Below are 21,649 nucleotides of genomic sequence, written 5' to 3'. Positions count from 1 at the left end.
TGTCCGATGTATCCAAGGCACCCGAGGCATGACTGACGCCATGCTCGGATGCCTCGGGCATCAACTTGTGGCAGTGTGTTGTGAGTAGATGCGGCTAACAATGATGAGTTACGAAATCCTGCCTTATGTGGGCGTAGGCAAATTGAGATTTGGAATGTCTCCATCCATGGTGGCAACCATGATTGGAAAGCCGCGATTCTCTTGTTACGACACGGATGCCGACGCCACTACTCAGTACTGGCATGACAATGGCTTGCAGCTCACTTTCCTGAAGTGCAGCAGTTCTCTTGCATCTATCAGCATGTATTCAAATATAAGCGATGTATCGCTGCCGGGAATTGCACTTGACTGGAGCCAGTCAACGTCAACATATGAGTCATTGATGGATTTGGATCCTTCAGCCATGACAACTGTTGGAATTACAGTTTTCTTCAAGTACGGCATAGCTGTTTCAGGGTTCCAGGATGAGGATGGCGGTGGCAAGTCCATTACCGCTTTTAGCGAAGGGCAGTGGACGCCCGAGGACCCATTTCTGAAGCCGGTCAGATAGCTGCGAAGGCGGCCAAAGTGCTCTTGGCTCGCCTTGGTGCTGGCCCAATACGGTTACAGCGGCAGACGATTGCCGACGAAGTTGACCACGTTCTCCATCGCATCCGGATCGACATTGCTCAACCCGATCACTACGTAGCCCTGGCTGGGCAGCACGATGAGTGCGGCATTCGCACCCGGCGCCCCGCCCTCGTGGCCATACTGGCGTTGCTCGACATCGTCGGCGCCGCCGCCTTCGCGCAGATGCAACAGTTCAAAACAAAGAGACTTCTTCAGGTCTATTCAATAAACCTCCACGGATAAGAAAACCATGTCCTTGATTTCAGAACTAAAAAAATATTCCAAATTGAAATCCGAAGCCGATATGAAATGCTTTTCAGACATTGTGCGAAAAATGGCGGCTTCGAAGAACAATAGATATATCTCGGTAATTTTGTTATACCTGGATGACGAGTCAGAACACATCGACCTGATGAATGTTCTAATTGGCATGGCAGAATCGTTTAATTCCGTAGACTACGTGCAATGTGTGCTTGACAACATCGAGGCTCTCAATAAGTTTGCTCCTGATTGGCTGGAGCACATCACGTATCGCATTACCAACTCGGAAGATTACTCCAACACATACAAAGCCTTATTGAAAACGCACCCAAACAGCGACGCAATAAGAAGATTCCTGATAAATTTCTCAAAAGCCAATCCAGAGAAAAATACTGTTATTAAATCTATCGTAGAAGACGATAATTTACGATCACTTTGCCGCCGACCACACCTGTAAAGCGTTCGACCTAACGTCTCAGCGAAACCAGCAGTGCCGGTCTTTTTTAGTATGACTGCGATGCGTTGGGCAATCTGCAAACCCTGACCCTGCCCGATAAGCGTCAGCTGAACCACCTATGCTACGGCAGCGGCCACCTGCATCAGCTAAACCTAAACAGCCGGGTGATCATCGACTTCGTGCGCGACCAACTGCATGACGAGGTTTTGCGCACTCAGGAGAGCCTGCTGACCCATACGCCCTAAGACCGCAATGGCCACCTCCACCACAAGGCGCTGCACGGCCAGCAGGTGGCCCGCGCGGTACTGTCGCTGTTGCAGAAGGACGATCAGTACGACGCCAGCCACAACCTGGCGACCGAGATCCTGACCCAGATCCAGCGACCCGGCAGCATTCGCCCGACCACGCCGGTCAATGACGACAGACTGCTTCGGCAACGTCCTGTCCTGCGTCCTCGGCACGATCCGTGACTCAGAGGTCCGCTGCCGCCGAGAGCAGATACGTGCGCTGTGCACCAAGGCTAGGTTGTCGAAAACAGTTGCGTGCACCTGATCGAGGCGGAGTTCGGGTGGGGCATGCACACGCTGCTGCTGGGCGCCCTGAGGGTGATCGAGGAAAACCTGCCATTGGACGCCCCATCGTTCCGGGCGCCCGCAGCCAGGTAATCGGGGGAACCGCAACGCCCATGTCCTAATCGCGACGAGCACCGCCCAATTCGCGAGAGACGGGGCATTCCCTCCGGCCTACGCTTGGCGTCCTGTTTCGCGCCACGGGGCACGTTTTCTAGCCCAACCCCGTGGCTAACCCCCGTTCCCGATCGTGCTCCCATGACCCCCGAAACCGCTGCCGCCCCCGTCATTCCCGCCGAACCACTCAGCCCCGCGCCGAACCAGGGCTTCGCGATCCGCATCGTCGGCGCCGCCGCCTTCGCGCACCTGCTCAACGACATGATCCAGGCGGTGCTGCCGGCGGTCTATCCGATGTTCAAGGCCCAGTTCTCGCTGACCTTCGGGCAGATCGGCATCATCGCGCTGGTCTACCAGGTCACCGCTTCGCTGCTGCAGCCCTGGGTGGGCATGTACACCGACAAACGGCCGCTGCCCTATCTGCTGCCGTCCGGCATGATCGCGACCTTCGTCGGCATTGCCCTGATGGCGACGGCGACCCGTTACGAAATGCTGCTTGTCGCCGCGGCCGTGGTCGGCATCGGTTCGGCCACCTTCCATCCGGAGGCCTCGCGCGTGGCGCGGATGGCCTCGGGCGGTCGCTTCGGTACCGCGCAGTCCACCTTCCAGGTCGGCGGCAACACCGGCTCGGCGATCGGCCCGCTGCTGGCGGCGGCGATCGTGATTCCGCACGGGCAGCGGGCGATCGCCTGGTTCATGCTCGCCGCCGCGCTCGCCATCACTGTGCTGTTCCGCCTGACGGGTTGGACCATCCAGCACGGCCAGGCCAAGATGAAGGGCCTGGCCAGAAGCCACGGCATCGGCTTGAGCCGCGGCAAGGTGATCCAAGCGATCGCGGTCATCGCGGTGCTGATGTTCGCCAAGTTCGTCTACATCGCCTCGTTCACCAACTACTTCACCTTTTACCTGATGGAACGTTTCGGCCTGAGCGTGCAGCAGAGCCAGATATACCTCTTCATCTTCCTGGCCTCGGTCGCGCTCGGCACCTTCATCGGGGGTCCGGTCGGGGACCGGATCGGGCGCAAAGCGGTGATCTGGATTTCCTTCCTGGGCGTGGCCCCGTTCGCGATCGCCCTGCCCTATGCCAACCTGATGGGCACGGCGGTGCTGGCGGTGGTGATCGGGCTGGTGATGTCCTCGGCGTTCGCGGCGCTCGTGGTGTATGCGCAGGAAGCCGTGCCGGGCCGCGTGGGCATGGTCTCGGGGCTGATGTTCGGCCTGATGTTCGGCATCGGCGGTATCGGTGCCGCGGGGCTGGGCAATCTGGCCGACGTGCACGGTCTGGTGTGGGTCTACCACTTCACCTCGTACCTGCCACTGCTTGGGCTGGCCACTGCGTTTCTGCCGAAGACGAACATGCACTGAGGCGTCTGCCTGGCACGTGCAGCGGCAGCACCAGGCTCGCTTGGTAGCGGCTGGAGGCACGGTTGCCGCGCACATGCAGGCAATGCCGACAACCACTGGACACCGGTGTATGCACAAAGACTTGCATTCGCACACTCGCGAGCAGGGTAGCTCTGTCACTGACTGACGCGTTCGCCACCTCCTGCGCTACCCGGCGTACTTTACAGTGCCGTGGACCACAGCCTCGCTGTTGGCCCAATCGCTTGTCTCCCCTATCCTCGCGGCCCCTATAAGGCAGGGGGGGGCGAGACCAAAGCCAAGACGTATTTGATCAGCTCGTCGTCCTCCGTGCTGTCCATCGTCAAGGAGACGACATGCGGTATCACCACCTGCGACGTCGAGGCCTGCGCGCCCTGGCTACTCTTGCACTGCTGGCGCTCGCTCCCAGCAGCTTTGCACAGACCGTGAAATGTGGACTCTTCGTGAGTGAAACCGGGAGTGCCAAGCTGCAGCTGGACGCTCCCGATCGTGGACGGGAACTTTCCGACTACGACTCTGACAAGGCGTTTGCACTCCAGCCGATCGACGGCCAACTGAGCCTGGTCAATCTCAGGTACGGTCTGATCAGTACCGTGATGATCAGCAGGAACGGTCGTGAGCTGAGTGTGGATGACAGGCACTACCGTTTGAGCAAGCCTGCGCAATGTCAGGCGGTCGTCCCCCATCCCGAGGGAAGCTGCCTGGCCGATCCCGCCGGCTGTCTTGCTGATCTCCACGAGAAGGACATCACGGATCTTGAAGCGGGCTGCAATGAAGGCGTGCCTGCACTGTGTTCCCGCTTGGTGGAGAAGTACAGGCAACTGGAACAATCCGACGAGGATGGGGGACTTTCGGAAATGCAGATTGCCGCCGCACGTGCCTATATGGAGAAGGCCATGGCGGAAATCGATATCCCGGCAAGTTGCCGCGAAGAGTCTGAGCACGCCGACGAGGCTGCATGCCGGAAAGTCATGGAGGCTTCTCCGGAGCTTGTGCAGAAGGTCAACGATGCTCTTCTCGGTGCATCTGCAGCGGCGGGGATGGTGGGGGTGCTGTCCCGGACCTCACAGCCGCCCTTGTCGCCTAAACACTTGGCCAATCTTCTCGCATTCTGCGAACAGACCAAGGATGGTGATTTCTGCACTGAAGTGGCCAAGCAGCACTGGAATGCGAACAAGCTGGTAGACGCCACGTCCGCACTGGCGCTGGCGTGCACAGGGGGGAGCAGCAGTGCCTGCACCATGGCGCCTGCACTTCAGCAACTGGGGGCAGAACTGGTTCCGCAGGCAGCCGAGACCGTCCCCTGCGGCGAGTATGTTTCGCAACGTGCGCTCATGGATACCCTGTCATTCGGCGATCGGGGCCTGGTCAAGGCGGGCTTCGGCCAGCTGCGTGCCCGGGTTGAGGATGGCGCTATCCGCATCCGGCATGAGCGAGGCGGAGATTTCGTTCTGAAACCGTTGCCCAACGGCGATCTGCTGGGGATGGACGAGTGGACCCGTTTCCAGCGGTTCAAGCGCCAGCCTGATCAGGGCGGGCAGGCTCGTTGCATGCCACCGGTTGATTTCAACGAGGTACCCCTGGTGCAGGATTGCCCGAAGGCCCTGGTCGATGGGGGTGCCGAGGCCTGCTGCGCAAGCGGCAAGTTGCAGGGCTGCAACGTGCTTGGTACGCGGCTGGGATTGAACGGTCAGTGGCAGCACGCAGCCGAACAGTATCTCAAGGTCTGCCGTGCAGGCATTCGCGAGGGCTGCGAGAACCTGGCCAGCGTGCAGGAGAACAGCAGCACGGTCGATGCGCACAGCATGCTTCAAGAGGTATGCCAGGCTGACTCCAGTGGTCGCCATGTCGCGTGCGATCTGCTGGAGACGCGCAATTGGGGGCTGATGGTCATTGGCGGAGCCTTGCAGCGCGCATTGGAGGAGACGCTCCGCGACGAGGGCATGGACGCGGATGCCGACGAGGGAACTGGTCCAGGAAAGCGGACACCCAACCATAAGTAGTGCCGCCGAGGCGTCTGCGGCCCGTGCGCCATCCTGTTGCAAACGCGTCCTCGCAAATCTGGCCGACTAGCTGGGCCACGACGCAATACGCCGAAAGTGCCGACCTGGAGCTCAAACATGCACGCTGCCCGATCACTGGCCCTGTTGATCCTTCTGCTGCCAGGCCCAGGAAAGCAGACGCAGGCCTATGGTGCGACTTCATTGCTTCCTGCTGGCACGTCTATCGCTGGATGCGCAGGGAGTGAGTGCGGCTGCGCTGAATCCCGTACTCGCCTGGAGGCGGTTCAGTGCATTCAGGGGCTGGAAGCCGCTGGCGATCAGGGCGACATTGACGCGGCGTTTGCGCTGGGGACCATGTATGAAGCGGGCCTCCATCAAGCGCCGATCAGTCGTATGCTGGCCCGGCACTGGTTTCATGTTGCTGCCGAGGGCGGGCACGCAGAGGCCCAAGAGCGACTGGATGGAAAGGATCGCTACGCGGACCACGACTTCTAGAACTACTTCACCATCGATCACCAGTACCTGGTCATCCACGTTCGCCCTGGAGCTTCGGGCCTATCAGGATGGGTTGATGCCTCAATGGAAGAACTGACTCGGCAGCTGCCCGAAGCGCTTCTTGAACATCGCAGTAAACGCGCTCGGACTGGCATAGCCCAGCGAGAGCGCCACGTCGATCACCTTGTCACCGTGCGCCAGCTGCTCCAGCGCACGCAGCAGGCGCGCCTGTTGGCGCCATTGCCCGAAGGTCATGCCCAGTTCGCGCGCACACAGGCGCTGGATGGTTTTCACGTCCACACCCAACCGGGTGGCCCAGTCCTGCAGCGTGGACGGATCTTCCGGAGTGGAGTCCAGCTGCCGGCCGATCACCCGCAGGCGCGGATCGGTCGGCTGCGGCAGGTGCAGCGGCAGCACCGGCAACATCTGCAGCTCATCCAGGATCAACTGCATCAGCCGCCCGTTGCGCGACTGGGCCTGATACGGCGTCGGTACGTCCATGGCGGCGTGGATCAGTGCAGCCAGCAACGGCGTCACCGAGACCGTGGATCCGCTGGCCGGCGGCTGGGCAATCGCCTGCGGCAGGATGTACAGGCTGCGCATGCCGACCGCGCCGATGCAGCTGACCTTGTGCCCCATGCCGGCCGGAATCCAGATCGCGCGCGTGCTGGGTACCACCCAGCGCCCTGCCCCGGCCTGCACCACCAGCACGCCGGATTCGGCGTAGACCAGTTGATGGCGGTCCGGGTGGTGATGCAGCGCGATGATCGTGCCCGCCGGATACTCGCGCGCCCGGCAGAACACCGGGGTCTCCGGGCCGGCCGGCAGTCGCTTGCCCTCGCCGACGCCCGGGGCGATGTCCCTTCTTCGATATGGCATGGCAATACCCTTCAAAACAACCTGCCAGGCGACTGTACCGCCTCAGGCGCATTTTCGGTATCGGCGCCGGCCAGCTATCGGGGTTTGGTGGGCGCCAGCACCTCGATCCAGGTGGGTGCGTGGTCGCTGGGCTTTTCGAGAGCGCGGACCCACCTGTCCACGCCCGCGTCTTTCAGATTGGGCGCGAGCACGGGATTGAGCAGCAGATGGTCGATCCTCAGTCCGCGGTCGCGGGCGAAGTGCTCGCGGAAGTAGTCCCAGAAAGTGAAGATCTGCGCGTCGCCGTGGACCGCGCGCAGGCTGTCGGTCCAGCCCTGCCCGAGCAGCGCCTGGTACGCCTCGCGCACCTCGGGCTGCAGCAGCGCGTCCTTCCGCCACGACTTGGGATCGTAGATGTCCGCATCGGTGGGCACGACGTTGAAATCGCCGATCAGTGCGACGGGATGCGGCAGCGCGACCAGGCTCTTCGCGTGCTTGTGCAGGCGCTGCATCCACTTCAGCTTGTAGTCGAACTTCGGGCCGGGCTGCGGGTTGCCATTGGGCAGGTACAGGCCGCCCACGATCACACCGTGTGCGGCCGCCTCCAGATAGCGGCTCTGGTCGTCTTTCGGATCGCCGGGCAAGCCACGCCGGCTTTCGATCGGGTCCTGGCCGCGCGCCAGCAGCGCGACACCGTTCCATGCGCGCTGTCCCTGCCAGATGCACCCGTAGCCTGCATCGCGGATGGCGGCCTCCGGGAATGCCTCCTGGATGGCCTTGAGTTCCTGCAGGGCGACGATGTCCGGTTGTTCGCGCTCCAGCCACGCGAGCAGATGCGGCAGCCGGGTCAGCACGCCGTTGACGTTGAAGGTCGCGATCTTCAGGCGTTTTCTGGCGGGCATGGCGCGTGCTTCGTCGCGGCGGATACGTAGCCGAGGATTGCCCTGTATCGATCAACCTGCCGCGAATGTCGGGCGAGCATGGCGTGATGATCGCAAGGCGTTGATCGCGCATTGACCGCCGGCGCGTCACAGTAAGGGCTCGTTTCGGCAAAGGTATCTCCATTGCGTGGATTGGCATGAAGAAGTGGACCGTTCTGCCGCGACGCTTCTACCAGCGGCACCCGACCGACGTGGCGCCCGAGCTGCTGAACAAGCTGCTGGTGCGCGATGACGGTCGAGCCGGCCGCATCGTCGAGGTGGAGGCGTACGCCGGTGACCAGGATCCTGCGGCGCACTCGTACCGCGGCATGACCGCGCGCACCGCCACGATGTTCGGTGAGGCCGGGCACCTCTACGTGTATTTCAGCTACGGCATGCACTGGGGGTCGAATGCCGTGTGCGGTGAGGTCGGCCAGGGCTGGGGCGTGCTGCTGCGGGCGCTCGAGCCGGTGGCGGGGCTGGAGCTGATCCGCGAAGCGCGGCCGGCCATCCGGCGTGATCGCGATCTGGCCAGTGGCCCGGGGCGGTTGTCGCAGGCGATGGGCATCACCAAGGCGCTGGATGGTGCGGATCTGGTGCGTAATGACCGTGGCATCCGCATTGTGTCCGATGGGATGGCGCCGCCAGAAGCGCCGGTGGTCGGGCCTCGGATCGGCATCAGCAAGGCGATCGAGTTTCCGTGGCGTTGGCATGTGCCGGAGCATCTGCATGTGTCGGGACGCACGGCTGCGAAGAAGTCGCGGGAGCCCGTCTCGTGAGTGCCGTGACGCCGCCCCTGCGCTCCTCGCCTGCACGCCGGCTGCGCCGCTGGCTGCTCCGGTTGCTCGTCCTCGTCGTGTGCATCGTCGTAGCCGGCGTGCTGTGGAACAGCCCCATCGCGGAATCGCCACGGGCGCTCTGGCGGCTGTCGCAGATGCCAGCCCCGACAGCGTTGCCCGTTCCCGTGGCCGGTGTTTCGGCACGCCAGGTGGCCGATACCTTCGGCGCACCCCGGGGACGCGATCGTACGCATGCCGGCGTGGACATCTTCGCCAAACGTGGCACCGAAGTGCGCAGCGCGACACCCGGCATCGTCGCGGATATTCGTGAGAGTGGCCTGGGTGGCCGCCAGGTGTGGGTGATGGGCCCGGCGCGTGAGCGCTACTACTACGCGCATCTGGACGACTGGCGCGAAAGCCTGGCGCGCGGCGATGTCATCGAACAGGGCGCCGTGCTGGGCTACGTCGGCGATACCGGCAACGCGAAGGGCACGCCACCGCATCTGCACTGGGGCATCTACGGTGCCGACGGTGCTTACGATCCGCTGCCCCTGCTGAAGGCATGGCCGGACGCGCCTTGAGCGCGCGTGCAGGGGCCCTTCACAACAAAGCGCACCGGCCTAACACCCACGCGCCTAGCGTCGGTCACTCGACACCCACCGGCAGTACCTCCCATGGCGATCAAGACCGCAGAAGACCTGTTCATCCACGAGCTCTCGGATATCTACAGCGCAGAAAAGCAGCTGACCAAGGCGTTGCCCAGGCTGGCGCGCGCCGCCTCCAATCCCGACCTGGCCGCCGCCTTCACCACGCATCTGGAGGAAACCCAGGGCCAGATCGAGCGCATCGACCAGGTGGTGGAGCTGCTGGGTATCCGGCTCAAGCGCATCAAGTGCGCCGCGATGGAAGGGCTGGTTGAAGAAGGAAAGGACGCGATCGAAAGCATCGAGGAAGGGCCGGTGCGCGACGCAGCGCTGATCGGTGGCGCGCAGAAAGTGGAGCACTACGAGATCGCCTCCTACGGCACCATCGCCGCGCTGGCCAAACAGCTGGGCTACAAGGCGGCCGTGCCGTTGCTGCTGGAGACGCTCAAGGAGGAGAAAGACACGGACGAGAAGCTGACCCTGCTGGCCTTGTCCGGTGGTTTCAATGCCAAGGCCGCTGCAGCCTGACTCCAGCGAGTGACCCGTTGCGCGGGGAGCCTGTCTCCCTGCGCAGCGCGTTCCAGTCTTCGATGTCCACCTTGATCACACAGGAGCCTCCATGACGCTGCGCCCACCCGTTCTCTACCACGCCTCGCTCGAGCACGCCGATGCGGACGAGGCGACCCACATCCGTGAGCTGACCGAAGTGTTCGCGCGCATGGCACTGACGGTGGCCGAACAGGAAGGCCACGCGCACCGCGCGGTGCACGCCAAGGGTCAAGGCCTGCTGCGGGGTCGGCTGCGCGTGCTGGATGACCTGCCCGCCGAGCTGCGCCACGGCCTGTTTGCGCGGCCCGGCAGCTACGACGCACGGGTGCGGCTGTCCTCGCCGCCCGCCGAGCAGCTGCCTGATTCGGTCTCCACTCCGCGCGCGATGGCGCTCAAGGTGATCGGCGTGCAGGGCCCGCGTGCGGAAGGCGCCGAGGAGCAGCACACGCAGGACTTCCTGATGGTCAACGGCCCCGCGTTCAATACCCCCGGCGTGGCCGGCTTCCTGCGTTCGGCCAAGCTGCTCGCCGCAACCACCGAGCGGATGCCGCGCACCAAGCGGATGATCTCGGCCACGCTGCGGGGTGCGGAGGCGGCACTGGAGGCGGTCGGTGGCCAGAGTGCCCTGCTCAAAGGCATGGGTGGCGAGCCACAGCACCATCCGCTGGGGGAGACCTTCTTCAGCCAGGTGCCGTTTCTCTACGGTCCGTACATGGCCAAGTTCTCGTTGGCGCCGGTCTCACCTGCCCTGCTCGCACTGACCGGCGACAGAATCGGTTCGGACGAAGATGCGCAGCGTGACGCGGTGGTGGCCTTCTTCACCGACCTGCCCAACCCCGTCGAATGGGAGCTGCGCGTGCAGCTGTGCCGATATGTGGAGCGCATGCCGATCGAAGATGCATCGGTTGCCTGGCCCGAGGAGGACAGCCCGTTCCTGCCGGTCGCACGCCTGAGCGTGGCGCAGCAGGAGGCGTGGCAGCCTGACGCCTCGCCGGGCGTCGAGGATGCGCTCGCGTTCGCGCCGTGGCACGCGCTGGCCGAGCATCGTCCGCTCGGTGGATTGAACCGGGCGCGGCGCGTGGTGATGGCCGCCTCGCGTCAGTTCCGCTCGCGATTCAATGGATGCCCGATCCACGAGCCGGTGGGCTGAGACACTCGGCCGCATTACGGATCGCGAAGTACTTTGCTTGCCGCGTCTCGCATCGCAGCCGTGATGCGCTGAAGCGTGGTCGAGCGGATCGCGGCGTGCTGCCAGTAAAGCGGCACGTCGATCCAGCGCGCTGGATCAAGCTCGTCCACCGCGTTTGTCTTCAGCGCAGTGATGGCGAGTGACTCGGGCACCAGGCACCAGCCCAACCCAAGTGCGGCGGCCTCGACAAAACCTGTCGATGTAGGCAGGTAGTGCACCGGCGGGGCCAGCGTGGCGCGCGTGACAGTGCGTAGATACCGCGCCTGCAGGCGGTCCTTGCGGTTGAAGACGATCATCGGGGCAGTGGCCAGGGAGGCCGCGCTCACGCCTGCGCCAAAATGCGTCGCTTTGAATGCCGGCGCCGCGATCGCCAGATAGCGCATCGTGCCCAGCGGATGGACATTGCAGCCCTGCAGGGCCTTGGCATCCGCCGTCACCGCGCCCAGTGCCGAGCCGTCCCGGAGCAGATCCAACGTGTGGTCCTGATCGTCCACGCGCAGGTCGAAGGTGTAGCCATGTGCAGCATGCAAGGCGGCCAACGCGGGAAGAAACCAGGTTTCCAGCGAGTCGTCGTTGACCGCCAGGCAGACGTTGCGGTGCTGCACCTCCGCATCCGGCAGGAAGTCGGCGAGCACCTCTTCTTCCAGGGTCTGCATCGGACGCACGCGGCGCAGCAGCTGTTCACCGGCGGGTGTGGGGCGGCACGGTGCCTGGCGCACGATCAGTACCTGGCCGAGCCGGTCCTCCAGCGCCTTGATCCGCTGGGAGATCGCGGACTGGGTGAGGTTGAGCCGCCGGGCGGCAGCCTCGAAGCTGCCCTCCTCCAGCACGGCGGAGAACGCGGCGAGTTGGGGATGGAGCAGGCTCATGGCGATCTCGGCATCAGGAATGCTTATCGTGACACAGGAAATGTAGCTGGGCTTATCCCGCTCCTGCGGCCACCCTGCACGCCCCCTTCCGTGGATTTCCCCATGCAGCCAGCTGCCGCCCTCGCCGGATTTCTCACCGGCGCCGGTCTCATCATCGCCATCGGCGCCCAGAACGCCTTCGTGCTCCGCCAGGGCCTGAAACAGCAGCACGTCGCGCTGGTGGTCGCGGTCTGCGCGGCCGGCGACATCGCCCTGATACTGCTGGGGGTGGCCGGCATCGGCGCAGCCGTGGCGCGTTTCCCATTGCTGCTCGAGGTCCTGCGCTTCGGTGGGGCGGCCTTTCTCGCGGTATACGGCCTTATGGCCGCGCGCCGGGCGTGGTCCTGCGGTGGCGGGCTCGATGCAGCTTCTGACATCCAGGCGGGATGGCAGCGCACGCTGCTGGTCTGCCTGGCATTCACCTTCCTCAATCCGCACGTCTACCTGGACACGATGGTGCTGCTCGGCAGCCTCTCGACCCGCTACCCGGGCGATGCCCGGTGGCTGTTCGCGGCAGGCGCGTGCCTGGCCAGCGTGTCGTGGTTCACCCTGCTGGGCGTCGGGGCGCGCTGGCTGCAACCGTGGTTCGCGCATGCCAAGGCGTGGCGCTTGCTGGACGCGGGCATCGCGGTGTTCATGCTGACGCTGAGCGTGCTGTTGCTGCTCAGGCCCCTGCAGTAACGCTTACACCGGGGTATGCAGCTCCATGGCCCGCATCACGATGGGCTTGGCCCAGTCGGGGGTCTGCAGCAACTCGATCGCCGAGGCCGGATAGTGCAGCCCGTTGCGATCCAGCTGCAGCACCGGCAGCGGTTCGGCGCCGTGGGCGTCGGCCGGGGCGCTGTTGTCGTAGACGTGCAGTTCCGCCAGATGCGGCAACAGGGCCAGCAGGTTCTCGCGGGAGGAGTCGTAGCGGGCGCGGATTTTGTCGGCGGGGATATCGTGCCCACCGCGACTGACCCGCGCGGCGACGCGTTGCATGTGCAGCTCCACGCTCTGCAGGCCGCAGAACCAGATCGCCACGTCGTGCTGCCCGCACGCCTCGCGCAGCAGGCGCGGGATGGTGTTGCCGCCCAACGTGGTTTCGAACGCGAAGTCGGTACCCTCGTCGATCGCCTGCCGCAGCCGGCGCGCGCCTTCATTCCAGGCCGCAGCGTTGGCCTCGCCCAACGACCACCCCGTCTCCACCAGGCGGCGGGTGAACGTATCCGGGTTGAACCAGGTCAGGCCTTCTTCTTCCAGCCACATGCCCAGCAGCGAACTCTTGCCGGCGCCATTGACACCGGCCAGTACCAGAATGCGCCCCATCGGTCAGAGGGGGCTGCCGAGGGCGACCTTGCGGCCACGGCGGATCGGCTGACCCAGCACCTTGCCCAGCCCGCCATCGCGGCCCAGGCTGGCCAGCGCGGTATCGAACGCGGCGCGCAGGCGTTCCAGCTCGCCCAGCCGCTCGTCGGCGTCGCCACCGGCAGCCTTGGCCAGCAGCTCCTGGTAGGTCTTGATGTCCACGATCACCGCTTCGGGGTGATTGTGGTTGGTGATCACCAGGGCCTGTTTCTCGCGGACGGTCCGCATCAGGCTGGGCCAGCCGCGGGTTTTCACCGACGACGCCGTGGCCTTTTCAAGGCCGGGCAGATCCAGTGGCAGGGTCATGGCACGCTCCAGGACGGGATGGCCCTACTATACCCCCTCTGGCCAAATTGGACATAAATCCCATTTTGGCCAGAAGGGCGCCCCGGCAGCCGGTCAGCGGGACATCGAGTACGGCTGTTCCGCGCCCTGCCCCGGCCAGGCCTTGTTCGGCTCGGCCTGGAGGGTGAAGCGCAGCTCGCCACCGGCCAGGATTTCCTCGTGGCGCAGGAAGGTGCGCTGCAGCGGCTGGCCATTGAGCGTCACCGAGCCGACGTAGTCGTGGCCCTTGCCCAGCCCGTCGGTGACGATGGTGAAGGTCTTGCCGTTGGGCAGGTGCAGCGCCGCCTTGGGCAGGAACGGGCGGCCGATGATGTATTCGCCACTACCTGGTGCCACCGGGTAGAAGCCCAGCGCGGTGAACACGTACCACGCCGACATCTGGCCCAGGTCGTCATTGCCGGCCAGGCCATCGGGACGGTCGGCGTACTGGGTGTCCATGATCTGTTTCAGGCGGGCCTGGGTGCGCCACGGCTGGCCGGCGTGGGCATACAGGTAGGCCACGTGGTGGCTGGGCTCGTTGCCGTGCGCGTACCAGCCGATCAGGCCGGTGATGTCTTCCATGTGCTCGAAGATCGAGGGGTCGACCTTGGCCTCGAACACCTGGTCCAGACGGGCCAGCAACGCGTCGCTGCCCCCGTGCGCAGCGGCCAGGCCGGCCACGTCGTGCGGCACATACCAGGAGTACTGCCAGGCGTTGCCTTCGGTGTAATCCGTGCCGTAGCCGCTGGCGCTCGGGTCGAACGGCGTGCGGAAGCTGCCATCGCGCTTGCGCGCCCGCATGAAACCGGTGTCCTTGTCATAGGCATTGCGCCAGTTCGTGGCGCGCTTCTCGAACTCACCGGCGACCTGGGTGTTGCCCATCGCCTTGGCCATGCGCGCGATGGTCCAGTCGTCGAAGGCGTATTCCAGCGTCTTGCTGGCGGCCTCGCCTTCTTCATCGATCGGCACCCAGCCCAGTTCGCGGTACTGCGCGATGCCGTCATACGGGCCGTAATTCGCGGTGGCCACCATCGCCGCCAACGCCTTGTTCTCATCGAACCCGCGGATGCCCTTGAGGTAGGCATCGGCGATCACCGGCACGGCGTGGTAGCCGATCATGCACCAGGTTTCCTGCCCGTGGAATGCCCATACCGGCAGCATCCCGTAGGCGCTGTTGTGCTGGTGCGCGAGCAGCGAATTGATGAAATCACTGTTGCGCTTCTCCGGCTGCACCAGGGTCAGCAGCGGATGCAGGGCGCGGTAGGTGTCCCACAGCGAGAACGTCGAGTAGTTGGTATAGCCCTCGGCGCGGTGCACGGCATTGTCCGAGCCGCGGTACTGGCCATCGCTGTCCATGAACACGGTCGGCCCGAGCAGGCTGTGATACAGCGCGGTGTAGGCGCTGCGACGGTCGTGCTCGGGGCCGTCGATATCCAGCACCGACAGCGCCTGCGTCCACTGCGTTTTAGCCTCGGCACGGACACGGTCGAAATCGAAGCCCGGTACTTCACTCTCCAGGTTGGCGATCGCACCGGCCTCGCTGACCGACGAAATCGCCACGGTTACCACCAGCGGCGTGTCCAGCGTGCCGAAATCGAAGGTGCCGACCAGCTGGCGCCCTTCAATCTGCGCACGCTGGGCCGGGCTCTGGTGACCCGGCGGCGGGAAGCCCTTGTAGGCGATGTCGGTCTCGGTGTTGTGGAATGCGTGACCGGTCAGCGGCCGCGAGAAGCGCATCGCGAAATACAGCTGCCGGCCCGGTGCCCAGCCGCGGGTCTCGCGGAAGCCGGTGATGGTGCCGTCCTCGCGGGCGCGCAGGCGTGACCACATGATCTTGCCCGGGTAGTCGTAGAGGCTGGTGCGCAGGTCCAGCAGCACGCGTGCGGGCTGGTTGGCCGGATAGGTATAGCGATGCACGCCGACGCGGGTGCTGGTGGTCAGCTCGGCGCGCACCTTCGGATCATCCAGCGTGACGGCGTAGTAGCCTGGCTCGGCGCGCTCGTCGTCGTGGCGGAAGCGCGAGGTATAGCCGCTGCCGGGTTTGTCCGGATCGCCACGCTCCAGGCTGGCATCGGTGCGCACCGGCATCAGCAGCACATCGCCCAGATCGGAATGGCCGCTGCCGGAGAAGTGCGTGTGCGAGAAGCCGACGATGCTGGTGTCGTCATGCCGGTAGCCCGCCGCCCAGCCATACGCCTTCTCGCGTGGCTGGATGCGGGTGTCCGGGCTGAGCTGCACCATCCCGAACGGCACGGTCGCGCCGGGATAGGTGTGCCCCTCCCCGGCCGTGCCGATGAACGGATCGACCGCCGCATAAGCGCGTTCGCCGAGCTTCGCCGGTGCCGCCGTGGCCGTGCCGGCCACCAACATCGCCCCTACCGCGAGCCCCAACCACCGCACCGTCCCCGTTTTTGTCATGGCGTTGAATTTAGATCGATTCAGGTGAGGTTGATCCTAGCACTGGCCGATCGGGCTGACATGTTGCGGTGCGGGTGTTGCCGGCGCCGGGCCGATCGCCCGGCGCCATTGGTGCGCCGTTGATGATGGACGCGGACCGGCGTTACGCCGGACGCGCGTCCTCCGGCACGGCGGCCACCGGCAGCGTCGGCTGGGTCGCATCCACCGTGACCGGCTCGTCGCTGCGCATCAGCGCACGGGCTTCGGCTTCGCTGGCCACCGCCGGCGGCGAACCACGCAGCGGCATCCCGGCCGTCTCACGCACGAACAGCATGGTGATCACGCCGATCACCGCCGCGCCCATCAGGTAGTACGCCGGCACCAGTGGATCGCCGGTGCGCTCCACCAGCCAGGCGGTCACCAGCGGCGTGGTGCCACCGAACAGCGACACCGAGACATTGAAGGCAATCGACAGCGCGCTGTAGCGCACCGGCGTATAGAACAGCGCCGGCAGCGTGGACGGCATCGAGCTGGTGAAGCACACCAGCGCCACGCCGAGCAGCATCAGCCCGAGGAAGATCAGCCAGTCATTGCCACTGCCAACCAGCTTCAGGCACGGGATCGCCAGCAGGAACAGCGCGATGCAGGCACCGATGATCATCGGGCGGCGGCCCAGGCGATCGCTGAACAACCCGCCCAGTACATTGAGCGGCATCATCACCAGCATCACGATGATGATCAGCAGCAGGCCCTTGCTCTCGGCGTAGCCCATCGTGACGCTCAGATAGCTGGGCATGTAGGTGAGCAGCATGTAATCGGTGACGTTGAACACGAGGACCAGGCCGACGCAGATCAGCAGCTGCGCCCAATGAACGCGGAACAATGCGCCCAGGCCGGGACGTTCGTGGTCGCGCTTTTCGGCTTCTTCGGCATACGCGCGGAAGGCCGGGGTTTCTTCCAGCTTCATGCGCATGTACAGGCCGAGCAGGCCCAGCGGGCCCGCCACCAGGAACGGAATGCGCCAGCCCCAGTCCAGCATCTGGGTGCCTAGCGCCATGTGCAGCGCGGTGACGGTGCCGGCACCGGCGATGTAGCCACCCAGCGTGCCGAACTCCAGCCAGCTGCCCATCAGGCCGCGATTGCGGTCGGTCGAGTACTCGGCGATGAAAGTTGCCGCGCCGCCGTATTCACCGCCGGTGGAGAAGCCCTGCACGATGCGGGCGAGCAGCAGCAGTGCCGGCGCCCATATCCCGATCCGGTCATAGGAAGGGATCAGCCCGATGCTGAAGGTGCCGGCGGCCATCAGGATCATGGTGAAGGCCAGCACTTTCTGGCGCCCGTACTTGTCACCCAGCGGCCCGAATACCAGGCCGCCCAGCGGGCGCACCAGGAAGGCGACGGTGAAGGTCGCGAAGGTCGCGATCAGCTGCGCGGTCGGGCTGCTGTCGGGGAAGAACACCTGACCGAGGGTCACGGCCAGGTAACCGTAGACACCGAAATCGAACCATTCCATCGCGTTGCCGAGCGCGGCGGCGCCGACGGCCTTCTTCAACATCGGACGGTCAACGACGGTGACTTCGTCGACGTGCATCTGGCGGCGGCGTTTGAACCAGCCGAAATGGGCATGTGCGGCATGCAGGTCCTGCATCTGCTTTCTCCTGGAAGCAGGCCATCGCGGCGCCCGAGGTCCCGCGCACGGCACAGGAAATACCGCCTCTGATGACACAGCGCGATGCGCGACGAGGGGTTGCAACAGACGATCCCGGACGGCCGCGTGGACTCAGCGACGCTGCGGGATGGATGACCAGGAAGCGGGCAATGGCCCGGGGGTGATCAAGCGAGCCATGTTACTACAAACGGCGCTGTCGGTCCTCCCACCTTGCCCGCGGACGGCATGGAACAGCGTGTTTCAAGCTGTTTCAATACATGCAATGCCTTACGGATCGCGCTCCAGCGCATCGATCAAGGGGGCAAGATCTTCCCTCTCCTGCGGCCGTACGGCCCGCGCGATTTCCTCGCCGTCCCGCAGCAGAATCACGGTCGGCCACAGCTTCACCGCGAAGGAGCGGCCGAGTGGCCGCCCCTTCCCGTCTTCCACCTTCAGATGCGTGGTGTCGTAGCCACCGAGGAACTTCTGTAGCAGCGGCTGCGCGGCACTGCAGTGGCCACACCAGCCCGTGCCGAATTCAAGCAGCACCCAGCCGCTTCCTGCATCGAGCTCGGCGCGGGTGATGTCGGCAGGGCTGTACTCACGAACGAAGGCCATGGGCAGTGTTCTCAGGACAGGGCGCGCTGGATGTCCTCCAGCGGCGCGTTGGTGAAGTCCTTGGCCAGATCCTTGATCAGGCGCTCCTGGGTTTCCTTGTGCAGCAGCGGACGGATGCGGCCCAGGGTCTGCGGATCGGCGATCAGTATCAGGTGTGCGTAGCGGTTCTTCAGCGCATCTTCGTTCAACTGGGCGGCCACCTGTTTGGCGAACGTCGCCTCGTTGAGCTGGGAGATGCTCATCTCCTGCGGCACCGAGCCGGACGGCCCCTGCCCGGACGCGCCGATATCGCTGACGGCCTGCAGCTGCAGTTCCCCCTCCTGCTTGAGTTGCAGCTTGTGCGCGGTGCCGACGTTGGTGAACACGCGGGCCGAGCCGCCATCGGCTACAACGACCAGGGTACCTTCGGGAATCTGCTGACTCATCATCTACTCCTTATGGGGAAAACCGAGCGCGGGTGCACTCGGGTTCCACCGTAGGCAACGGCATGTAAGCACCGTGCATACGGATGTATGCACAGCGTATGCAGGCCCTGTGCGCCCTACTCTCCCGGGGATGCCGGCAGCGGCATCCGCAGGTGCCTGGCGAAGAAACGCGCCATCACCCGGTAGGCCTGCTGGCTTTCCGGCAAGCGCGCGTCCAGGTGGAAGGCGTGGCCCAGGCCGTCCCAGACGTGCAGGTCCGACTCGCGACCGAGGTCCACCAGCCGCGAATGGGTGTAGGCGACGTTGCTCATTTCGGCCGCGCGGGTGGCGGTGATGAACAGCGTGGGCGGAAACCGGGCCAGTACCGCATCGGAAAACACCGGCGACACCAGTGGATCCCGGAAATCGACCTTGCCGTAGTACAGGTCTTCCATGATCGGCAGCGTGCCATCGGCATGCGGCAGCAGGGCATCGGTCACCGCCGCGGCCACATAGCGCGAGTCGCCGCCGTAACGGGCATCGCCGCCGGCGCAGAACAACCCGGCTGCGGCCGGCATCGGCAGTTTCTCCTTGTCGAACCACGCCAGCGATTCACCGGTCAGCACACCGCCGGCCGAGCAGCCGAACAGGCCGATGTGCTGCGCGGGCATTTTCTCCAACGCGGCGCGATACACCGCCGCGACATCCTCGCTGGCGGCCGGAAAGTGGTGCTCCGGCCCCTGTCGATAGTCCACCGCCACCACCGTGGCACCGGTCATTGCCGCCACCGGGATCGCCTCGAGCAGGCCAATACTGTCGGCACGCCCGAAGACGAAGGCGCCGCCATGCAGCTCGATCAGCAGCCGCCGCTGCGCCGGATCGGCGGGTGCACTGTGCGGCTCGACCCGCACCACCGGCACGCCGTTCCAGCGTTCATGGTGCAGCTCCACCGGATAGCGCTCGCGCAGCGCCTGGATTTCTCCGTAGGCCCACGCGTCCGCGCCCTTACGGATCGCTGCCAACTCCCTGAGCACGGTGGCGTTGTCCATCTTTGCGACGGGATCACCGTTGACCACCGCGTTGCGCATCGCCGCCTGTGCTTCAGGGCTTAGATAGGGCGAGAGCGGTAAGGCAAACCCGGGGACGTTCCGCACGCCCTCCGTGGCTGAAGGTGCGGGCGTGGCCGCCATGACGGTCCCGCTGGCGGCCAACCACAGCGCCATCGGCGCGATCTTCCCGGTCCACCCCATCTTCTGCACTCCCCTGTGAGATCGGGTCACAGAATAATCGTTGCCTCACCGCAGACGCTACGCAGCCGGGCCGGGATCCTTGCGCCCAGGGCAACTGTCTTTCGCCGCTGGACGGGTGTTTGCGGACCAACGCCGCGCGCAGACTGCCTGACCTGCAACCTCGGACCCCACCCCATGCGCATTGATCTCCCCGGCCGCGTCGGCTTCGGCACCGCCCCTCTGGGCAACATGTACCGCGCCATCCCCGAACAGGAGGCACTGGACACCGTCCACGCCGCCTGGGACCACGGCATCCGCTACTTCGACGCCGCCCCCATGTACGGCGCCGGCCTGGCCGAACTGCGCCTCGGCGAAGCGCTGCAGCAGTATCCGCGCGATGCCTATGTGCTCAGCACCAAGGTCGGCCGTCGCCTGCTGGATGAAACCGAAGACACCGCCCAGCGTGATCTGGGTGAGAAAGGCGGCCTGTTCGAGCACGGGCTGCCCAACAGAATCGTCTACGACTACAGCGCCGACGGCACGCTGCGCGCGATCGAAGAGAGCCTGAAGCGCCTGAAGACCGACCGCCTCGACATCGTCTGGATCCATGACCCGGCCAAGGATTTCCATGGCGATGACTGGCGTGCCGTGTTCCACCAGGCCATGTCCGGCGCCGCGACCGCGCTGACCCGGCTGCGCGAGGAAGGGGTCATCAAGGGTTGGGGCCTGGGCGTCAACCGGGTCGAGCCCTGCGTGATGGCGCTGCAGCAGGCCGACCCGGATGGCTTCCTGATCGCCGGGCGGTACACGTTGCTGGATCACGACGACGCCCTGGCCAGCCTGATGCCGGCCAGCGAAGCGCGGGGCGCCCGCATCGTGGTCGGCGGCCCTTACAACTCCGGCATCCTGGCGGGCGGTGCGCATTACGAGTACCAGAAAGCCGGTGCCGACGTGCTCGGTCAGGTGGCCCGCCTGCAGCAGGTCGCCGCGCAGTTCGGTGTCGACATCCGTGCCGCGGCGTTGCAGTTCTCGCTGGCACACCCGGCCGTGGCGGCCGTGATCCCGGGCGCCAGCCAGCCCAGCCGCATCGCGGAGAACCTGGCCCTGGCCGAGGTCGCGATTCCGCCGGCGTTCTGGAGTGCGTTGCGCGAACAGGGCCTGGTCTCTGCGCGCGCCCCGTTGCCGATCGACGGAGGCTGAACCCGGCGCCCGGGCGGTGGGCGGTCATTACGGTGTAAAATTCGTCGTTTTAACCGGAACAATGGCCAAAACCGCGCAACGGACGCCTGTCCCGGGCCCGGCCTTCATCCGGCTGCTGGCCCGCCTCGCCGAAAGCAACCTGTCCTCGACGGGCCCTGCCCTGTCCGACCGGCTCAGCGAGTGGGTGGACTGGACGCGGGCGGTTACCTTGTCCAAGGCGCTCGATGGGCGGCTCCCGCCTGCGGTTGAAGGCCCGGATTTCGACGCCGACGAGGACGCCGAGTGCCAGCGCATCCGCGCGGCGCTGGAGGCCAGCATTGTTCAGGAACCTGAGCCTGCCAGGCCCCCTCGCCGGGTCGTTGACGCCGGCGGTGCCGAAGCGTCCAGCGACTACACCGTGTTCCGCGAGCGCTATATCACCCTGCAACGCTCGATGCTCAGTGCCACCAGCCGTCTGCGTGGCCGTCTGCGCGACATGCTGACCCGCACCTCGCCCGAGATGGCCAGGCTCGCCGAGGTCGATGCGCTGATGGAGCAGACCCTGAGCGCGCGCGAGCACGGCCTGCTGGCCAAGGTGCCGGTGCTGCTCGGGGTGCATTTCGAACGCCTGCGCGAGGCCAGCAGCGACGATGCCTGGCGCGAGGTGTTCCGCCGCGACATGCAGAGCCTGCTGCTGGCCGAGCTGGATATCCGTTTTCAACCGATCGAAGGCCTGCTTGCAGCGCTTCGCACCCACTAACC

Annotated in this window: 23 protein-coding genes and 1 pseudogene; 12 read left to right on the top strand and 12 right to left on the bottom strand. The window is 65.1% G+C overall.

Translation table 11 applies throughout. The features are described 5' to 3' along the window. Nucleotides 1–103: 103 nt before the first annotated feature. The gene (locus HH110_RS06300) at nt 104–550 is read left to right on the top strand and encodes a hypothetical protein (protein WP_176988866.1); all 447 of its coding nucleotides are present in this window, start codon (nt 104–106) and stop codon (nt 548–550) included. A 53-nt stretch (nt 551–603) separates the two neighbouring features. On the opposite strand, the gene HH110_RS06295 is transcribed toward HH110_RS06300, so the two are convergent. Further along, nucleotides 604–798 (bottom strand): hypothetical protein, encoded by a 195-nt coding sequence (locus HH110_RS06295; protein ID WP_241696430.1) that lies wholly within the window; start codon nt 796–798, stop codon nt 604–606. Nucleotides 799–859: 61 nt separating this feature from the next. Here HH110_RS06295 and HH110_RS06290 point away from each other — a divergent pair, with 61 nt between their 5' ends. Beyond that, on the top strand, nt 860–1,327 hold the full coding sequence (locus tag HH110_RS06290; RefSeq protein ID WP_176988865.1) for an Imm30 family immunity protein: 468 nt from the start codon (nt 860–862) through the stop codon (nt 1,325–1,327). A 152-nt stretch (nt 1,328–1,479) separates the two neighbouring features. On the opposite strand, the gene HH110_RS06285 is transcribed toward HH110_RS06290, so the two are convergent. Next, nucleotides 1,480–1,764 carry a hypothetical protein gene (locus HH110_RS06285; RefSeq protein ID WP_176988864.1) on the bottom strand — a complete coding sequence of 95 codons (285 nt, stop codon included), beginning with the start codon at nt 1,762–1,764 and terminating at the stop codon, nt 1,480–1,482. Between the two features lie 390 nt (nt 1,765–2,154). On the opposite strand from HH110_RS06285, the gene HH110_RS06280 reads away from it, so the two are divergent. The 3 genes from HH110_RS06280 to HH110_RS06270 all read left to right on the top strand — a co-directional run bounded on the left by HH110_RS06280 (nt 2,155) and on the right by HH110_RS06270 (nt 5,894). Next, nucleotides 2,155–3,378, top strand: a complete 1,224-nt coding sequence (locus HH110_RS06280) for an MFS transporter (protein WP_194243621.1) — start codon at nt 2,155–2,157, stop codon at nt 3,376–3,378. 353 nt (nt 3,379–3,731) lie between these two features. Next, the gene (locus tag HH110_RS06275; protein WP_176988863.1) at nt 3,732–5,399 is read left to right on the top strand and encodes a hypothetical protein; all 1,668 of its coding nucleotides are present in this window, start codon (nt 3,732–3,734) and stop codon (nt 5,397–5,399) included. Nucleotides 5,400–5,516: 117 nt separating this feature from the next. Continuing rightward, nucleotides 5,517–5,894, top strand: a complete 378-nt coding sequence (locus HH110_RS06270) for a sel1 repeat family protein (RefSeq protein ID WP_176988862.1) — start codon at nt 5,517–5,519, stop codon at nt 5,892–5,894. Between the two features lie 81 nt (nt 5,895–5,975). Here the strand turns inward: HH110_RS06270 and HH110_RS06265 are convergent, their stop codons facing one another. Together HH110_RS06265 and xth are read right to left on the bottom strand one after the other, a co-directional pair. After that, nucleotides 5,976–6,773, bottom strand: coding sequence for a helix-turn-helix transcriptional regulator (locus HH110_RS06265; protein ID WP_176988861.1), 798 nt, complete (start codon nt 6,771–6,773; stop codon nt 5,976–5,978). 104 nt (nt 6,774–6,877) lie between these two features. Further along, nucleotides 6,878–7,654 (bottom strand): annotated as a pseudogene (gene xth, locus HH110_RS06260) (exodeoxyribonuclease III); the annotation flags it as partial. A gap of 176 nt (nt 7,655–7,830) precedes the next feature. Here xth and HH110_RS06255 point away from each other — a divergent pair. From HH110_RS06255 to HH110_RS06240, 4 genes are all read left to right on the top strand, one after another. Continuing rightward, a complete protein-coding gene (locus HH110_RS06255) occupies nt 7,831–8,451 on the top strand; it encodes a DNA-3-methyladenine glycosylase (RefSeq protein ID WP_176988859.1) in 621 nt (206 codons plus the stop codon). A 17-nt stretch (nt 8,452–8,468) separates the two neighbouring features. After that, the gene (locus HH110_RS06250; protein WP_176989140.1) at nt 8,469–9,032 is read left to right on the top strand and encodes a M23 family metallopeptidase; all 564 of its coding nucleotides are present in this window, start codon (nt 8,469–8,471) and stop codon (nt 9,030–9,032) included. 93 nt (nt 9,033–9,125) lie between these two features. After that, nucleotides 9,126–9,623 carry a ferritin-like domain-containing protein gene (locus HH110_RS06245; RefSeq protein WP_176988858.1) on the top strand — a complete coding sequence of 166 codons (498 nt, stop codon included), beginning with the start codon at nt 9,126–9,128 and terminating at the stop codon, nt 9,621–9,623. A 91-nt stretch (nt 9,624–9,714) separates the two neighbouring features. After that, a complete protein-coding gene (locus tag HH110_RS06240; RefSeq protein ID WP_176988857.1) occupies nt 9,715–10,794 on the top strand; it encodes a catalase family protein in 1,080 nt (359 codons plus the stop codon). 14 nt (nt 10,795–10,808) lie between these two features. Here HH110_RS06240 and HH110_RS06235 read toward each other — a convergent pair whose 3' ends face one another. After that, nucleotides 10,809–11,702, bottom strand: a complete 894-nt coding sequence (locus HH110_RS06235; protein ID WP_176988856.1) for a LysR family transcriptional regulator ArgP — start codon at nt 11,700–11,702, stop codon at nt 10,809–10,811. Nucleotides 11,703–11,804: 102 nt separating this feature from the next. On the opposite strand from HH110_RS06235, the gene HH110_RS06230 reads away from it, so the two are divergent. Beyond that, complete coding sequence (locus HH110_RS06230; RefSeq protein WP_176988855.1) at nt 11,805–12,422, top strand: LysE/ArgO family amino acid transporter; 618 nt, start codon at nt 11,805–11,807, stop codon at nt 12,420–12,422. A gap of 3 nt (nt 12,423–12,425) precedes the next feature. On the opposite strand, the gene HH110_RS06225 is transcribed toward HH110_RS06230, so the two are convergent. The 7 genes from HH110_RS06225 to HH110_RS06195 all read right to left on the bottom strand — a co-directional run bounded on the left by HH110_RS06225 (nt 12,426) and on the right by HH110_RS06195 (nt 19,702). Continuing rightward, a complete protein-coding gene (locus tag HH110_RS06225) occupies nt 12,426–13,049 on the bottom strand; it encodes a hypothetical protein (RefSeq protein ID WP_176988854.1) in 624 nt (207 codons plus the stop codon). A 3-nt stretch (nt 13,050–13,052) separates the two neighbouring features. Continuing rightward, entirely contained in the window at nt 13,053–13,394 is a 342-nt protein-coding gene (locus tag HH110_RS06220; protein ID WP_176988853.1) for a type II toxin-antitoxin system prevent-host-death family antitoxin, read from the bottom strand. Nucleotides 13,395–13,487: 93 nt separating this feature from the next. Beyond that, complete coding sequence (locus tag HH110_RS06215; protein ID WP_241696429.1) at nt 13,488–15,782, bottom strand: GH92 family glycosyl hydrolase; 2,295 nt, start codon at nt 15,780–15,782, stop codon at nt 13,488–13,490. Between the two features lie 190 nt (nt 15,783–15,972). After that, nucleotides 15,973–17,457, bottom strand: a complete 1,485-nt coding sequence (gene proP / locus HH110_RS06210) for a glycine betaine/L-proline transporter ProP (protein WP_176988851.1) — start codon at nt 17,455–17,457, stop codon at nt 15,973–15,975. Nucleotides 17,458–17,745: 288 nt separating this feature from the next. Next, entirely contained in the window at nt 17,746–18,075 is a 330-nt protein-coding gene (locus HH110_RS06205; RefSeq protein ID WP_176988850.1) for a thioredoxin family protein, read from the bottom strand. Between the two features lie 11 nt (nt 18,076–18,086). Further along, nucleotides 18,087–18,500, bottom strand: a complete 414-nt coding sequence (locus tag HH110_RS06200; RefSeq protein WP_176988849.1) for a host attachment family protein — start codon at nt 18,498–18,500, stop codon at nt 18,087–18,089. Nucleotides 18,501–18,616: 116 nt separating this feature from the next. After that, entirely contained in the window at nt 18,617–19,702 is a 1,086-nt protein-coding gene (locus HH110_RS06195) for an alpha/beta hydrolase fold domain-containing protein (RefSeq protein ID WP_241696465.1), read from the bottom strand. Between the two features lie 201 nt (nt 19,703–19,903). On the opposite strand from HH110_RS06195, the gene HH110_RS06190 reads away from it, so the two are divergent. Further along, nucleotides 19,904–20,908: an aldo/keto reductase gene (locus tag HH110_RS06190; protein ID WP_176988847.1), complete on the top strand. Its 1,005-nt coding sequence runs from the start codon at nt 19,904–19,906 to the stop codon at nt 20,906–20,908. A 61-nt stretch (nt 20,909–20,969) separates the two neighbouring features. Next, nucleotides 20,970–21,647, top strand: coding sequence for a DUF3348 domain-containing protein (locus tag HH110_RS06185; RefSeq protein ID WP_176988846.1), 678 nt, complete (start codon nt 20,970–20,972; stop codon nt 21,645–21,647). Nucleotides 21,648–21,649 lie beyond the last annotated feature (2 nt).

The organism is Stenotrophomonas sp. SAM-B (genome assembly GCF_013387485.1).
GTDB classification, from domain to species: domain Bacteria; phylum Pseudomonadota; class Gammaproteobacteria; order Xanthomonadales; family Xanthomonadaceae; genus Stenotrophomonas; species Stenotrophomonas maltophilia_AA.
The sequence above is the reverse complement of the archived record's forward strand: the minus strand, read 5'-3'. Positions and strand labels throughout refer to the sequence as shown.

What these genes read in the sequence shown, in the direction of transcription:
- HH110_RS06300 (WP_176988866.1), top strand. Translation starts at nt 104, where the DNA reads ATGAGTTACGAAATCCTGCCTTATGTGGGCGTAGGCAAATTGAGATTT.
- HH110_RS06290 (WP_176988865.1), top strand. Translation starts at nt 860, where the DNA reads ATGTCCTTGATTTCAGAACTAAAAAAATATTCCAAATTGAAATCCGAA.
- HH110_RS06280 (WP_194243621.1), top strand. Translation starts at nt 2,155, where the DNA reads ATGACCCCCGAAACCGCTGCCGCCCCCGTCATTCCCGCCGAACCACTC.
- HH110_RS06275 (WP_176988863.1), top strand. Translation starts at nt 3,732, where the DNA reads ATGCGGTATCACCACCTGCGACGTCGAGGCCTGCGCGCCCTGGCTACT.
- HH110_RS06270 (WP_176988862.1), top strand. Translation starts at nt 5,517, where the DNA reads ATGCACGCTGCCCGATCACTGGCCCTGTTGATCCTTCTGCTGCCAGGC.
- HH110_RS06265 (WP_176988861.1), bottom strand. Translation starts at nt 6,773, where the DNA reads ATGCCATATCGAAGAAGGGACATCGCCCCGGGCGTCGGCGAGGGCAAG.
- HH110_RS06255 (WP_176988859.1), top strand. Translation starts at nt 7,831, where the DNA reads ATGAAGAAGTGGACCGTTCTGCCGCGACGCTTCTACCAGCGGCACCCG.
- HH110_RS06245 (WP_176988858.1), top strand. Translation starts at nt 9,126, where the DNA reads ATGGCGATCAAGACCGCAGAAGACCTGTTCATCCACGAGCTCTCGGAT.
- HH110_RS06240 (WP_176988857.1), top strand. Translation starts at nt 9,715, where the DNA reads ATGACGCTGCGCCCACCCGTTCTCTACCACGCCTCGCTCGAGCACGCC.
- HH110_RS06235 (WP_176988856.1), bottom strand. Translation starts at nt 11,702, where the DNA reads ATGAGCCTGCTCCATCCCCAACTCGCCGCGTTCTCCGCCGTGCTGGAG.
- HH110_RS06230 (WP_176988855.1), top strand. Translation starts at nt 11,805, where the DNA reads ATGCAGCCAGCTGCCGCCCTCGCCGGATTTCTCACCGGCGCCGGTCTC.
- HH110_RS06225 (WP_176988854.1), bottom strand. Translation starts at nt 13,049, where the DNA reads ATGGGGCGCATTCTGGTACTGGCCGGTGTCAATGGCGCCGGCAAGAGT.
- HH110_RS06220 (WP_176988853.1), bottom strand. Translation starts at nt 13,394, where the DNA reads ATGACCCTGCCACTGGATCTGCCCGGCCTTGAAAAGGCCACGGCGTCG.
- HH110_RS06215 (WP_241696429.1), bottom strand. Translation starts at nt 15,782, where the DNA reads ATGTTGGTGGCCGGCACGGCCACGGCGGCACCGGCGAAGCTCGGCGAA.
- proP (WP_176988851.1), bottom strand. Translation starts at nt 17,457, where the DNA reads ATGCAGGACCTGCATGCCGCACATGCCCATTTCGGCTGGTTCAAACGC.
- HH110_RS06205 (WP_176988850.1), bottom strand. Translation starts at nt 18,075, where the DNA reads ATGGCCTTCGTTCGTGAGTACAGCCCTGCCGACATCACCCGCGCCGAG.
- HH110_RS06200 (WP_176988849.1), bottom strand. Translation starts at nt 18,500, where the DNA reads ATGAGTCAGCAGATTCCCGAAGGTACCCTGGTCGTTGTAGCCGATGGC.
- HH110_RS06195 (WP_241696465.1), bottom strand. Translation starts at nt 19,702, where the DNA reads ATGGCGCTGTGGTTGGCCGCCAGCGGGACCGTCATGGCGGCCACGCCC.
- HH110_RS06190 (WP_176988847.1), top strand. Translation starts at nt 19,904, where the DNA reads ATGCGCATTGATCTCCCCGGCCGCGTCGGCTTCGGCACCGCCCCTCTG.
- HH110_RS06185 (WP_176988846.1), top strand. Translation starts at nt 20,970, where the DNA reads ATGGCCAAAACCGCGCAACGGACGCCTGTCCCGGGCCCGGCCTTCATC.